At 74.2% G+C, this 13,253-nt stretch carries 10 protein-coding genes; 5 read left to right on the top strand and 5 right to left on the bottom strand.

The window, feature by feature from the left end:
• Positions 1 to 26: 26 nt before the first annotated feature.
• Genes ACQEUR_RS08835 through ACQEUR_RS08845 form a run of 3 tightly spaced genes read right to left on the bottom strand, consistent with a single transcriptional unit; the run spans position 27 to position 4,784 of the window.
• On the bottom strand, positions 27 to 497 hold the full coding sequence (locus tag ACQEUR_RS08835) for a roadblock/LC7 domain-containing protein (protein WP_433028191.1): 471 nt from the start codon (positions 495 to 497) through the stop codon (positions 27 to 29).
• The gene (locus tag ACQEUR_RS08840; protein ID WP_433028194.1) at positions 494 to 3,304 is read right to left on the bottom strand and encodes a nitrate- and nitrite sensing domain-containing protein; all 2,811 of its coding nucleotides are present in this window, start codon (positions 3,302 to 3,304) and stop codon (positions 494 to 496) included. The genes ACQEUR_RS08835 and ACQEUR_RS08840 overlap by 4 nt, the downstream gene beginning before the upstream one ends.
• A complete protein-coding gene (locus ACQEUR_RS08845; protein WP_433028197.1) occupies positions 3,291 to 4,784 on the bottom strand; it encodes a hypothetical protein in 1,494 nt (497 codons plus the stop codon). The genes ACQEUR_RS08840 and ACQEUR_RS08845 overlap by 14 nt, the downstream gene beginning before the upstream one ends.
• Before the next feature lie 430 nt (positions 4,785 to 5,214).
• Here ACQEUR_RS08845 and ACQEUR_RS08850 point away from each other — a divergent pair, with 430 nt between their 5' ends.
• Genes ACQEUR_RS08850 through ACQEUR_RS08860 form a run of 3 tightly spaced genes read left to right on the top strand, consistent with a single transcriptional unit; the run spans position 5,215 to position 10,030 of the window.
• Entirely contained in the window at positions 5,215 to 8,175 is a 2,961-nt protein-coding gene (locus ACQEUR_RS08850; RefSeq protein WP_433028200.1) for an alpha/beta fold hydrolase, read from the top strand.
• Complete coding sequence (locus ACQEUR_RS08855; protein WP_433028203.1) at positions 8,175 to 9,089, top strand: ABC transporter permease subunit; 915 nt, start codon at positions 8,175 to 8,177, stop codon at positions 9,087 to 9,089. The genes ACQEUR_RS08850 and ACQEUR_RS08855 overlap by 1 nt, the downstream gene beginning before the upstream one ends.
• 17 nt (positions 9,090 to 9,106) lie before the next feature.
• Positions 9,107 to 10,030 carry an aminoglycoside phosphotransferase family protein gene (locus ACQEUR_RS08860; protein WP_433028206.1) on the top strand — a complete coding sequence of 308 codons (924 nt, stop codon included), beginning with the start codon at positions 9,107 to 9,109 and terminating at the stop codon, positions 10,028 to 10,030.
• Positions 10,031 to 10,084: 54 nt separating this feature from the next.
• Here ACQEUR_RS08860 and ACQEUR_RS08865 read toward each other — a convergent pair whose 3' ends face one another.
• Together ACQEUR_RS08865 and ACQEUR_RS08870 are read right to left on the bottom strand one after the other, a co-directional pair.
• Positions 10,085 to 10,459 (bottom strand): type II toxin-antitoxin system VapC family toxin, encoded by a 375-nt coding sequence (locus tag ACQEUR_RS08865; RefSeq protein WP_433028208.1) that lies wholly within the window; start codon positions 10,457 to 10,459, stop codon positions 10,085 to 10,087.
• The gene (locus ACQEUR_RS08870) at positions 10,456 to 10,713 is read right to left on the bottom strand and encodes a type II toxin-antitoxin system Phd/YefM family antitoxin (protein ID WP_433028210.1); all 258 of its coding nucleotides are present in this window, start codon (positions 10,711 to 10,713) and stop codon (positions 10,456 to 10,458) included. Before ACQEUR_RS08870 ends, ACQEUR_RS08865 begins: the two co-directional genes overlap by 4 nt.
• A 235-nt stretch (positions 10,714 to 10,948) precedes the next feature.
• On the opposite strand from ACQEUR_RS08870, the gene ACQEUR_RS08875 reads away from it, so the two are divergent.
• Together ACQEUR_RS08875 and ACQEUR_RS08880 are read left to right on the top strand one after the other, a co-directional pair.
• Positions 10,949 to 11,965, top strand: coding sequence for a hypothetical protein (locus ACQEUR_RS08875; protein WP_433028212.1), 1,017 nt, complete (start codon positions 10,949 to 10,951; stop codon positions 11,963 to 11,965).
• 158 nt (positions 11,966 to 12,123) lie between these two features.
• Entirely contained in the window at positions 12,124 to 13,047 is a 924-nt protein-coding gene (locus tag ACQEUR_RS08880; protein WP_433028214.1) for an LLM class F420-dependent oxidoreductase, read from the top strand.
• Positions 13,048 to 13,253 lie beyond the last annotated feature (206 nt).

The following is a 13,253-nucleotide window of genomic DNA, read 5'->3' on the forward strand; positions in this document are numbered from 1 at the left end:
CCGCGCGGCCGGCCCGCTCGCCACGGTCACGACTGCACGGAGTTCTTGAGCTCGACGATCAGCCGAGGCGTGAGCGCCGCGCCGGCCCGCCCGGCGAAGAGGGTCATCTCGTAGGCGACCGTGCCGAGGTTCGCCGACCGGTCGGCGACGACGCCGAGCACCGAACCGCTGCTGATCGCGCTGACCAGGAGGTAGCCGTCGGTCATGTCCACGACCACCCGGTTCAGCGCACCCAGCGTGTACCAGTTGGCGGCGCCGCTGGCCAGGCTGGTCATTCCGGAGACCACCGCCGCGAGCCGTTCCGCGTTGGACCGGTCCTTGATGGACGACATGGCCATCAGCAGCCCGTCGGAGGAGACCGCGATGGCCTCCTGCACCCCGGCCGTGCTCGACGTGAAGGAGTCGAGCAACCAGTTGAAGGTACGGGCCTCGGGGCTCAACTCGGCGGTGGTCGTCGCCTGCTGGTCCCGTTCGGTACGGCTGAACGGAGTGCTCATGGTGCGGATCCCTCTTCGTGACGACGGTCTGAACGGACTTCGCTCAGCGCGCGGGCGACGCCGGACTCGAACTGGGTGATGAGTTCGCGGACCTGGGCGGGGCTCTCCGGCGTGGCCGGGACGTGGCCGGGCGCCGGACCGGTACGGGTGCCCGTCGGCGGCACGCTCAGGTTCGCGCCCGGTACCCGCCGGTTGAGCCGGGGCGGAGCAGCCGCGCCGGGAGCGGCGGTGGTGCTGGTGTCTTCGGTGGTGGCGGTCGGGCCGGGACCGGTGCCGGCCGCGGGCTCCGGGTGGGCGGGGCCGCCGGCCGGCCCGCTCGGCTCGGGGCGGGGACCCGGCCCGGTACCGGCCCGGAGTTGCTGCTGGCGCTGTGCCCGGCGTACCCCGGCCTCGAACTCCTCGATCAGCGCCCGTACCACCGAGGGGTCGGCGGGGGTCGGCGTGGGCCGGCCCCGTCGGGTGTCGGTGGGGAGCTGGGCGCCCGGGACCCGCTGGCGAAGCCCGGTGCCGGGGCCGGGCGATGCGGGTCCCGGGCCGTTCGGGGTGCCGCCGGTCCGGGCGGTGTCGACGGCGGCGGCCGGGGCCGGAGCTGCCCCGGGACCAGCCTCGACGCCGGTGGCGGGGCTGGTCGCGAAGGCGTTCCAGGGCTGGCCGGCGGCCAGCGACCGGGTGGCCCGGCTCAGCAGCGCGGTGTCGAAGGCGGGCGCCGCCGGGGTGACCGGCGCCGACCGGGCGGTCGGCGCCGGCCCGGCGGCCACCGCCGCGCCGACGAGGGGTTCCGGCGCCGGTTCGGTGACCGTCCGGCGGGCCGGGCCGCCGGCGCCGACCGCCGGTTCGGCCGTGCCGACCGGGGAGGTCATGCCGACCGGGGAGGTCACGCCGACCGGGGACGGCAGCTCCTGCGCCGCGCCGGGCCGGGCGTTCGGGGCGGTCGCCACCGTCGGCGGTTCCGGCCGGCGGGCGATCAACAGCCGGTCGGAGATCTCCACCCCGGCGGTGACCCCGCCGCCCGGCGTCGCCGTGAGGGTGACCCGCCAGCCGTGCCGGCGGGCGAGCCGACCCACCACGAAGAGCCCGAGCAGCTCGGTGGGGGCGAGGTCGAGTCGTTCCCGCCGGGTCAACCGGGCGTTCTCCTCGGCCAGTCGCTCCGCCGACATCCCGATGCCGTGGTCGACCAGGTTGATCCGTACGGCACCGGGCAGGACCTCGGCCAGCACGGTGACCCGGGTGTGCGGCGGGGAGAAGGCGGTGGCGTTCTCCATCAGCTCGGCGAGGGTGAGGACGAGGTCGCCGATGACCCCGGGCGCCACCGCGACGTCGAGCCGGACCAGCACGTCGACCCGGGTGTAGTCCTCGATCTCACCGAGCGCGAGCCGTACCACGTCGCCGAGGGGCAGCGGTGCGTCGTGCCCGTCGCCGCCTGCCGCGCCGGAGAGCACGACCAGGCTGCCGGCGTTGCGGCGCAACCGGCTGGAGACGTGGTCCAGCCGGTAGAGGTGCTGCAGCCGGGTCGGATCGGTCTCCCGCTCCTCCAGCCGGTCGATCAGCGCGATCTGCCGGCCGACGAGATTCTGGGTACGCCGGCCGACGTGGCCGAACATCTGCGCCACGTTGCGCCGGCTGGCCGTCTGCCGCTCCACCAACCGGGCCGCGGTGCCCTGCACCCGTTCGAAGGCGCGGGCCAGGTCCCCGATCTCGTCCCGGCCCCCCACGTCCACCGGGTCCAGCCGGATCGGGTCGGGGGCCTCGGACTCGTCGTCGGCGATGCGGACCAGCTCCGCCTCGGCGACCCGGGCCATCCGCTCGGCGGAGACGGTGAGCCGGGTCAGCGGCCGGGCCACCGTACGGGCCACGGCGAGGCTGAGCAGCGCCATCATCGCGATGATCAGGAGCACCAGCAGGCCGACCGTGTACGCCCCGGCGATCGCCCGCCGCCGTTCGTCGGTCACCTCGGCGACCACGTCGGCGACCATCTTCTTCTCCACGAACTGGCCCAGCGTGATCAGGGAGGAGACCGCGGGGAAGAGCCGTTCCAGGGAGAGTCCCGCCACCGCGCCGGCCGGGTTCAGCGAGCCGACGCTGAGGAAGTCCCGGCTGGTCCGGGCCGCCACCGCCTCCTCCACCAGCCGGTACAGGTCGCTCTGCGCGGGGGTGGCGAAACTGCGGAAGCGCGCGAGGTTGGTCTGCAACCGGGCCATGGTGGCGACGTACGCGGTGCCGGCCGTCGGACTCTTCGCCGCCACCACCAGGACGATCAGCGCGGCACAGGCGCTGATCCCCTCGTCGGCGCGGAGCACCGCGTCCAGCGCGATCACCTGCCGCCCTTCCGGGGTGGTGGCGTCCGCGTCCCCGACCAGCCGCAGCGAGTCGATCAGTGTCGTGTCCAGCTGCCCGAAGGCGGTGATCACCTGGTCCGGGGCGGCCCGGCGGGCGAGTACGGCGCCGCGCAGTTCGGCCAGCGCCCGTACCCCGCCGATCGCCCTGTCGATCTGGCTGGGCAGTTCGTCGCCGAGGTCGGCGCGCAGGTCGGCGATCCGGTCGGCGACCAGTGCGCCCTGCTGGACCAGCGCGGACCGGTCCACGACGCCGAGCAGGTAGCCGATCGAGAGCAGGCGTTCGCGTTGCAGGTCCTGCACGATCGTGCCGACCCGGTTGGCGGTGCGTACCGTCTGCTCGGTGTCGGCCGCCCGGCGGGCCAGCTCGATCCGGTCGGCCAGCACCGGTACGGCGAGACCGATGGTGCTGAGCAGCGGGATGACGACGAGCAGGGCGAGTTTGCCGCGGATCCGGAGCCTACCGAGCAGCATCGGACCGTCCCCATTGCGCCGGCTGGTTGTCCCGGGAGATCGGGGCGGTCGGGGGTGCCTCCGGCCAGCCGGGCGGCGGGTTGTGCCGGCCGGGTTCGGCCTCGGCCTCGGCCGACCAGTCGGGCAGCGGGGTGCGCCGAGGAGCGTCGGCGGGGGCCTCCGGTTGGGTGCGCCGGCGCTCGGCCAGCAGCGCCGACCGGACCAGCGGTGACGTCGGCTCCGGCGGACCGGCGGAGGGGGCCCCGGAGCCGGGCGGCGCCGGCTCGGTCAGGGTCAGCCCGGCGAGCGGACCGGTGACCGCCGGGTGGCCGGAGGAGCGCGCCCCGGCCCCGGCCGGCTCCAGGGTCAGCCCGGCCAGCGGCGGCTCGGTGAGCGGGGAGCCGGCCCGGGGCGTACCGGCTCCGGGGTGTCCGGTGCCGGCCGGTGGGCCGGAACGCGGAGCCCGGGCGGCCTCCCCGGGGGTGGTGCGGCGGCGCACGGCCAGCAGCGTGCCGGCGCAGAGCGCGAGGACCAGCAGTACGGCCAGCGCCAGCGCGCCGGCCGAGGTCCGGCGTTCATCGGCCGCCTCGTCCGCCCTGGCCCGGACCAACGTGTCGAGTTCGCTGAGGATGATCGTGGCAAGTTCCGCGCCGGCGGTCTGCGCGGTGACGCGGGCGGCCCCGACCCGGGCCGGCGTTGCGACGGTGCCGGCACCGTCGAGTGCCGAGGTGGCGGCGAGCCGCTCCACCGCGCGCTGGTAGTCGTCAAGCTGGCTGAGCAGGTTGCCGCCCAGGGTGCGGCTCTCGGTGTTGTCCACCGCCGCCTGCAGGTCGGAGACGAGGTCGGAGGCCGGGCCGAGCACGGCGGCACGGGCGAGGGTCAGCTCGGCGGCGACGCGCAGCCGCTCGGCCTGGGGCCGGTCCGCGGTGATCAGCGCGAGGTCGACGAGGCGGCCGGCCGCGACCAGGGCCTCCGGCAGTTCCTCCGCGACCGCGTCCTGGAGGTGGTAGGAGTCGGCGGTCGGGTCGTGGATCAGCCCCGAGCTCTCCCGTACCTTGCCGTAGAGGGCCAGCAGCAGGTCGCTGACCTCGCCGTACGCGTCGTACGCGGTCCTCGGGTCGGCCGGGGCACGGTCGGGCAGTGCTTCGATCTTGGCGCGTAGCCCGGCCCAGCGCTCGCTGGTCCGCAGTTCCCCGCCGTGCCGGGCGTCCATGGCGGCGGTCTTCTCGACCGCCCGGCTCAGCGCGTCGGCGGCGGCGGGCCGGCCCGCGACGGCCGCCGACTGCGCGTCGGTCAGCGCGAGGGTGACCTGGGTGAGTGTGCCGAGGTACGCGATGCCGTGCCGCTCGCGGTCGGCGAACGACCGTTGCTCGTCGCCGCTCCGCCACGCCGAGGCGAACAGCACGCCGACCGGTACCAGCAGGGCGAGCGCGAGCAGCACCCGCAGTACGGCGCCGGCCCGGTTCGGCGCGCGCTGGGACCGTTGCGCGGAGAATGCCATCGTCATCTCCTCGGGGAGGGGTGCGAACCGGTGGAGGGCGTGGGGGAGCCGCCTGGTCCCGTCCACCGGACCGGAAAACTAGTGGACGGCTGGGGCGGGCGATCCACAGCGAACAGTCAGTTTTCAGTCACTCGGGCCTGGATCACTGGCCGTGACGAATTCGGTCACTCGTCGTACGCGGAAAGCGTTTACATCTATCGATTGGTGGGATGTGCGCCGAAAATCGGAATTCACGTAATACGAACTTCGCTCGCCCTCCGGAGCTGGACCTGGGCGCTCGACCCGTTGCGGCCCGCCCGAACGGATCGACCGGACGGACGTACGGCGGATCCCCGGAACGCCGGCCCGGACCGACGCCCCGGCGGGCCGGTCCGGGCCACAACGAGGGGAACTCAGCCAACGCTCAGGATCGGCGCCGTACGGTGTGCCCATGCCTTCCCCACTGCTGGCACGGCTGCGTCGTGCCCTGCGCCCGGCCGGGCGGGACCGACAGGCCGACGCCGGCACGACGGCCCCGGCCGGGCGCGTGCGGTCCCGGCTGACCCGGCGCCGGGTGGTGGCCGGCTCGGTCGTGCTGGTGCTGCTCGCCGGGCTGGTCGGCTGGGCCGCGTGGCCGGAGCGGCCGTCCTTCTCCACAACGGACGCCATGCTGACCGTCCGGTCCGGACCCGGCGGTGACCAGCCGGTCGACCTGGACACCCGGCTCTTCCTGCCCGACGGGGCGAGCCGGCAGCGCCCGGTGCCGGCCGTGCTGCTGGCGCACGGCTTCGGCGGTACGAAGCAGTCGGTCCGCGCCGATGCCGAGGACCTGGCCGAGTTGGGCTACGCGGTGCTGACGTACACCGCCCGGGGCTTCGGGCGCAGCGGCGGGCAGATCCACCTGGACAACCCCGACTACGAGGTACGGGACGCGTCCCGGCTGCTCGACTGGCTCGCCCAGCGGCCGGACATCCGTACCGACGCGCCCGGCGACCCCCGGGTGGGCGTCGTCGGCGGCTCGTACGGCGGCGGCCTGGCCCTGCTGCTCGCGGCCCACGACCCCCGGGTGGACGCGATCGTTCCGATGATCACCTGGCATGACCTGGCCGGCTCGTTCCTGCCGGAGTCCAGCGGCCGGGAACCGGTCGACGGGGTGTTCAAGAAGGGCTGGGCGGGGATCTTCTTCGGCAGCGGCGGTGGCGCCGGTGCCCTCGGCGGCGGCCTCGGCCCGCCGGGCGGCGGCACCGGTGCAGACGACGAGGCCGACGGTGCGGGAAACTCCCTGCCGGCGGGCGGGATCCCCGGCCAGGTTCCGGGAGCGGCGCCCGGCGCCACCCCGGTCGACCCGGCCTGCGGACGCTTCGCGCCCGACGTCTGCGCGGCGTACCTGCGGATCGCCACCACCGGCCGGGGCGACCCGGAGGCGGTGGCGCTGCTGCGCCGGTCCAGCCCGGCCGGGGTGCTGGACCGGATCAAGGCGCCGACCCTGCTCGTCCAGGGCGAGGCGGACACGCTCTTCCCGCTCGGTGAGGCGGACGCGAACGCCCGGGGGATCGCGGCGGCCGGCACCCCGGTCCGGGTCGCCTGGTTCACCGGCGGCCACGACGGCGGCGAGGGTCCGCAGACCGACCGGGACCGGCTGCGCTTCCTGATGGCCCAGTGGCTGGACCACTACGTCAAGGGGGCCGGCGAGGCGCCGTCGAGGAGCTTCACCTGGTCCCGGATCTCCGGTTTCGACGCACTCGACCGCGGTCTGGTCGCCTCCGGCTACCAGACCGCCGACTATCCCGGCCTGGACGGCACGGCCCGGACCGCCGTCGGAGTCGCCGGGCCGGCGCAGCCGATCGCGAACCCGCCGAACGGCAACCCGGCGGCGATCTCGTCGGTGCCGTTCGCCGGCGGCTTCTCGTCGCTGCTCGACGGGGTGGCCGGGGACCTGCCCGGCCAGCACGCCCGGTTCGAGTCGGCGCCGTTGGCCGACGCGATCGACGTGGCCGGCTCACCCACCGTGGAGATCCGCGCCGCGTCGCCGACCGGCGAGGCGGTGCTCTTCGTCAAGCTCTACGACGTCGACCCGACCGGTCCCGCCGCGCTCTCCAACGGCCTCGTCGCCCCGGTACGGCTGACCGGCCTGCCCGCGAGCATCGAGGCGGCACAGCCGGTCCGGGTGACCCTGCCGGCGATCGTGCGCCGGATCGAGGCCGGCCACCGGCTCCGGATCGTGGTCGCCACCTCCGACCAGGGTTACGCCACCCCGCCGCAGCCGGTCACCTACACGGTGGCGGCGGGATCCGGCCCGGCCGGTGCCCCCGGCACCGCCGAGGTCTCGCTGCCGACCCTGACCGGCGACCCGCTCGCCACCCCGGCCGCCCTGTGGCGGTGGGTCCTCTTCGGCCTGCTCGCCGCGATCGTGCTCGGGCTCGTCGTGGTCGTCGCCGTGATCCGCCGCCGGCACCGCCGGCACGACACCTCGGTGGATCCCGGGTACGCCGACATCCCGCTGGTCGTCCGCGAGCTGCGCAAGGAGTACGCCGACGGCTTCGTCGCGGTCTCCCGGGTGGACTTCGAGGTGCACCGGGGCCAGGTGGTGGGGCTGCTCGGGCCGAACGGGGCCGGCAAGACCACCACGCTGCGGGTGCTGATGGGGCTGACCCAGCCGACCACCGGGGAGATCTACGTCTTCGGTCACCGGCTGGTCCCCGGCTCGCCGGTGCTCTCCCGGATCGGCGCGCTGGTGGAGGGGCCGGGGTTCCTGCCGCACCTGAGCGGCCTGGAGAACCTGCGGGCGTACTGGCGGGCGACCGGGCGGGCGGAGGCCGACGCGCACTTCGACGAGGCGCTGGAGATCGCCGGGCTCGGTGACTCGGTGCACCGCCGGATCCGCACCTACAGCCACGGGATGCGGCAGCGGCTGGCCATCGCACAGGCGATGCTCGGCCTGCCGGAACTGCTGGTGCTGGACGAGCCGACGGACGGGCTGGACCCGCCGCAGATCGCCGAGATGCGCCGGGTGCTGCGCCGGTACGCCACCGACGGGCGGGCGGTGCTGGTCTCCAGCCACCTGCTGGCCGAGGTGGAGCAGACCTGTACGCACGCCGTCGTCGTACACAAGGGGAGGATCGTCGCCGCGGGCCGGGTGGACGAGATCGTGGGCGAGTCGCCGAGCACCCAGTTCGACGTCTCCGACCCGGTCGCCGCCCGGGCCGTGCTGGACCGGATCGAGGGGGTACGGGTGCTGCCCGAGAGCAACGGTGCGCTGGTGGTGGACACCAACGGCACCGCCCGCAGCGACGTGGTCGCCGAGCTGGTCCGGGCTGGGATCGGGGTGGACCGGGTGGTGCCCCGGCGCCGCCTGGAGGACGCCTTCCTCGCCCTGGTCGGCGAGAACTCCCGAGGAAGCGGGGACCGCTGATGACCGCCACCGAAACCAGTCCGGCCGACCCCGGCGGCCGGCCCGCCGGTACGCCGGACGCGGCCGGCGCGGCGCCCGGCTACCGCCCCCGGGCCACCCTCTCGCTCGGCGCGGAGTGGCGGCGCCAGGCCGCCCGCCGCCGGACGCAGTTCGCGCTCGGGTTCATGGTGCTGTTGCCGTTGATCATTCTGATCGCCTTCCAGTTCGACAACGGCGGGGACGACGACAACGGCGGGGGCGAGTTCGGCAGCCTGATCGAGCTGGCCACCAGCGGCGGGCTCAACTTCACCCTCTTCTCGCTGCTCGTCTCCTCGTCCTTCCTGCTGGTCGTCGTGGTGGCGCTGTTCTGCGGCGACACGGTGGCGAGCGAGGCGAGCTGGGGGAGCCTGCGCTACCTGCTGGCCGTGCCGGTGCCCCGGGCCCGGCTGCTGGCCGTGAAGCTGGTGGTCGCGTTGGCGTACTCGCTGCTGGCCCTGCTGCTGCTCGCCGGCACCGCCCTGCTCGCCGGCACCCTCCGGTACGGCTGGGCGCCGTTGAGCAGCACGGTCGCGGCGCAGATCCCGGCCGGCGAGGGGCTGCTGCGGCTGCTCGGCATCCTCGGCTATCTGGCGGTCGTCCTGCTGGTGGTGGCCGGGCTGGCGTTCCTGCTCTCGGTGACCACCGACGCGGCGCTCGGCGCGGTCGGCGGGGCGGTGCTGCTCTGGATCCTCTCCAGCATCCTCGACCAGATCACCGCGCTCGGCGTGCTGCGCGACTTCCTGCCGACGCACTACAGCAGCGCCTGGCTGGGCCTGCTCTCCACGCCGGTGCAGTCCGACGACATGGTGCGCGGCATCATCTCGGCGGTCGCCTACGCCACGCTCTTCTGGAGCCTCGCCTTCTACCGCTTCACCCGCAAGGACATCACCTCCTGATCGGCTACCGTCACGGGGTGTCCTACGAGGTGCTGACCCGCAACGTGGTGACGGTCTGGGGCGAGGACGGACGGCGCTGGCTCGCCGGCCTGCTGGAGACGCTCGCCCAAACCTGCCGGGACTGGCAGCTCACCCCCGACCGACCCTACGAGCTGGCGTACCACTACGTGACGGCGGTGACCTGCGCCGACGGCACCCGGGCGGTGCTCAAGCTGGGGGTGCCGAGCGGGGAGTCGCTGCGTACCGAGGCGCCGACGCTGGACGCCTGGGCCGGCCGGGGTGCGGTACGCCTGCTCCGGGCCGACCTCGACCGGGGTGCCCTGCTGCTGGAGCGGGCCGAGCCCGGTGACCGGCTGCGGGACCTGGTGCCGGCCCGGGACACCGAGGCGACCTCGATCGCCGTGGACGTGCTGCGGAAGCTCGCCGTACCGCCGCCCCCGGGCTGCCCGCTGCCCGACCTGCTGACCCTGGCACAGGGGTTCGACGACCATCTGGCCCGGTTCGGCGACGGGGGTCCGCTGCCGACCGACCTGATCGTGCGGGCCAACGGCCTGATGCGGGAACTCTGCGCCTCGGCGCCGGAGCGGATGGTGCTGCACGGCGACCTGCACCACGACAACATCCTGCGCGCCGAACGGGAGCCGTGGCTGGCGATCGACCCGCACGGTTTCGTCGGCGACCCCGGGTACGAGGTCGGTGCGCTGCTCTACAACCCGGAGCCGGACGACCGGGATCCGGCGTTGACGGCGCTGGTGCCGGCCCGGGTCGAACAGCTCGCCGACGGGCTGGGCATGCCGGTCGACCGGGTGGTCGCCTGGGGTTTCGTCCACGCGGTGCTGTCGGACGTATGGACCGCCGAGGACTGGACGCCGGGCGACCCGTTCCCGGCCAGCCGGGCGCTGGACGTGGCGTACCTGCTGCTGCCCCGGCTGCCCGGGTGATCGCCGAGGCTGATCGGCCGGGAGAGGAACAGGCACCGCCAACGCGTGGCGGTGTCAGACCATGAGTAGGGCAACCTCGTACCTCTGCACCTCGGGGTCGCGCGAGACCAGAGTGAGATCTTCGCACCGTGCCTGCGCGACCAGAATGCGGTCGAAGAGGTCACGATGGATCATGGGAAGCCGCCCGGCGACGATCACGTGGTCGGACCGGACGGGTAGCTCCCGGAAGCCGCTGTACCGGACCCGCTCCGGCAGGTCGGCCGGTTCCTTGAGCTTTCCGATCGCCTGCTTGATGGCGATCTCCCAGATCGTTGCGGCGCTGACGTAGACGTCGGGTTCGTGGTCGAGGCGTTCCTTGACGTCGTCGGCCAGAGTCGGGTCGTCGGTCAGCCACCAGAGCACGACGTGGGTGTCCAGCAGCAGGCTCACTGGGCCATGCCGAAGTCGCGACTGATGGCCTCGTTCACCTCGGGGTCGTCCCAGTCCTCGGCCGCCACCAGCCTGCGGCGTAGGGAGCCGCGACCGGTGCGGTCCACCCGCGGAATCAGCGGAATGACCTTCGCGACCGGGTGGCCCGCGCGGCTGATGATGATCTCCTCGCCGTGCTCGACCCGGTCGATGATCCGGGACAGGTTCGTCTTGGCGTCATGGATGTTGAATTGCGCGACGGGCTCGCTCGACATGTGACCCCTCCTTAGCTAACAGGTTAGTCCATAGCCGGGGGGCATGCCATGACCTGCCCTGACGTCCATCTGGGGGCAGCGATCACCACGCCCCCGGTTCCGGGTACGCCGGGCGTTGGACGTCGCCCAGCTGCTGCTGCCCCGGCTGCCCGGATGACCACCGGCGCCTCCGCCACCCGGGCGCGCGGCGGCCGGCGGGCGGCCACATCGACCGGGGTCGGTTAGCCTGACGACGATGTCGCGTCCCGTCCGGTCCCTGGCCCCGCTCGCCGTACTCTGCGTCGGGATTCCGGCCGGGCTGTTTCTCGCACTGGTCTGGCTCGACGGCAGCCGGTACGGAGGCTACCGACCCGAGCTGTCCGAACTGACCGGCGCCGCGACGGTGGTCGCGGCCGTCCTGGCGCTGCTGCTCGGCTACCTCCACGGCGCGGAGATCCCGGCGGACGCGGACCGGTCCGTCCTGCGCCGACGCCTGCTCCTGGTCCTCGGCGTCGGCGCGGCGGCGACCGCCCTCACCCTGCTGGCGAACGACGCCCTCTACCGGTACGTCGTCCCGCTCGACGCGGACCTGACCAACAATCGGTCCCGGCCGGCCGGACCGTGGCTGGCCGGCATGACCTATCCGGTGCTCGTCGGCGCCCTCGGCTACGGTCTCGGACTGCTGCGCCGCCAGGCGGCCGCCCCGACGGTCGACGGCCCTCAGCCGCCGCCGGGTCGTCGGTGGTTGCTGGCGGCCGTCGCCGTCGCGGTGGGCGGGCTCCTGGTGGTGCCGGACTTCGTCCGGGTCGGTGCCGAACTCGCCACCGGGCGGTTCGTGCCGGACGGGGCGGTGACCGTCGCTGGCGGTCAGCGCACGACCGTCCCGCTGGCGCCGGGCCGGCACGCCGTCTTCCGGCTGTACGGCGGCGACATGTCCACGAGCCAGTGCGACCTCGTCGACGCCCGGGGCGGCACGCTGCCGCTGTCCGAGCCCTCGGTGCTGTTCACCGACAACAGCGACAGCGTCGTGACGGTGCTGCTCGGCACCTTCGACGTACCGGGGGCGGGACCGGTCACCGTCACCTGCCAGGACGGGCCGTACGACACGTACCAGGTCGGCGGCCTGCCCGAGATCCGTGGCCCGCTGACATCCCTGGTGTACGGCCCGGCCGCGCTGCCGCCGCTGATCGGGGTGCTGCCCGGCGTACTGTTCGCCGGCTGGCTCCTCATCCGTCGGCGCGTCAAGCGGGACGGGGACCGGGTCGGACCCTGAGCAGCGCGACCTCGTCGGATCCGACGGGCCGGCGGGCGTCGGGCCGATGGCGAGGCAGGTGTGACCCTGCCGGCTGTCCGCGTGGCCTCCGGGCGTCCGGTCGAGCCGCGGCATACGGTCGGGAGGTGACGGCGATCGGTTCCGAACAGGGGGATGCCATGGTTCAGCAAGAGCGGTCCGACGTCGACCCGGCCGAGGTGAAGCGGCGCATCGGTCCGGTCGGGGTCTGGACGGGGGTGCTCGGCGGGCAGCCGGCCGCGTTCGGTCGTACGGTCGCGGCCGAGGTGGAGGAGCTGGGTTACGGCGCGCTCTGGGTGGGGGAGACCCCGAGCAACAAGGAGCCGCTCGTCCACTCGGCGATCCTGCTCGGCGCCACCCGGCGTCTGGTGGTCGCCACCGGCATCGCCAACATCTGGGTCCGGGACGCCACCGCCGCCGCGAACGGCGCGAACGCGCTGGCCGAGGCGTACGACGGGCGGTTCCTGCTCGGGCTCGGGGTGAGTCACGCGCCGCTGGTCAGGGCCCGCGGCCACGACTACGAGCGGCCGCTCGCGGCGATGCGTTCCTACCTCGACGCGATCGACGAGACCGGGTACGAGGGGCCGCTGCCGCAGCGGGCCCCGCGGGTACTGGCCGCACTGCGTCCCGGGATGCTGGAGCTGGCGGCACGGCGCAGCGCGGGCGCGCATCCGTACTTCGTCACGCCGGAGCACACCGCGCGCGCCCGCGCGATCCTCGGACCGGAGCCGGTGCTGGCCCCGGAGCAGGCCGTGGTGCTGGAGACCGATCCCGACCTGGCCCGGGAGAAGGCCCGGCGGTACACGTCCTTCTACCTCACGCTGCCCAACTACCTGAACAACCTGAAGGATCTCGGTTGGGCCGAGGAGGACCTGACCGGCGCCGGCAGCGACGCCCTGGTCGACGCCATCGTGCCGTGGGGCGACCCGGAGACGGTCGCGGAGCGGATCCGGGAGCACCACGACGCGGGCGCGGACCACGTCTGCGTCCAGCCACTTGTCGACGGGCCGGCGGAGCTGCTGCCGCAGCTGCGGGCCCTGGCTCCGCTGCTGGTCCCGCGTTAGGACCGGCACGAGCGGGAGTTCGCGGGGTCACAGCCGGCCGAACCGGGGGTCACCACGGCCCCCGGTTCGGCGTGTCCGGCATGCCGGTGCCGGCTCCTCCGAACGGACCGGCGCCGGCGGCCGATTGTCGCGAATGGATATCAAACGTCCTCTTCGGATTCGCCGGGACCCATGCGCGGGGGCCGGTGTGCCTAGACTCCCCGATC

This window comes from Plantactinospora sp. CA-290183 (assembly GCF_050936375.1).
In the GTDB taxonomy this organism is placed as follows: Bacteria; Actinomycetota; Actinomycetes; order Mycobacteriales; family Micromonosporaceae; genus Plantactinospora.

Coding starts and splice junctions, on each gene's coding strand:
- ACQEUR_RS08835 (WP_433028191.1), bottom strand. CDS start 497: ATGAGCACTCCGTTCAGCCGTACCGAACGGGACCAGCAGGCGACGACC.
- ACQEUR_RS08840 (WP_433028194.1), bottom strand. CDS start 3,304: ATGCTGCTCGGTAGGCTCCGGATCCGCGGCAAACTCGCCCTGCTCGTC.
- ACQEUR_RS08845 (WP_433028197.1), bottom strand. CDS start 4,784: ATGGCATTCTCCGCGCAACGGTCCCAGCGCGCGCCGAACCGGGCCGGC.
- ACQEUR_RS08850 (WP_433028200.1), top strand. CDS start 5,215: ATGCCTTCCCCACTGCTGGCACGGCTGCGTCGTGCCCTGCGCCCGGCC.
- ACQEUR_RS08855 (WP_433028203.1), top strand. CDS start 8,175: ATGACCGCCACCGAAACCAGTCCGGCCGACCCCGGCGGCCGGCCCGCC.
- ACQEUR_RS08870 (WP_433028210.1), bottom strand. CDS start 10,713: ATGTCGAGCGAGCCCGTCGCGCAATTCAACATCCATGACGCCAAGACG.
- ACQEUR_RS08875 (WP_433028212.1), top strand. CDS start 10,949: ATGTCGCGTCCCGTCCGGTCCCTGGCCCCGCTCGCCGTACTCTGCGTC.
- ACQEUR_RS08880 (WP_433028214.1), top strand. CDS start 12,124: ATGGTTCAGCAAGAGCGGTCCGACGTCGACCCGGCCGAGGTGAAGCGG.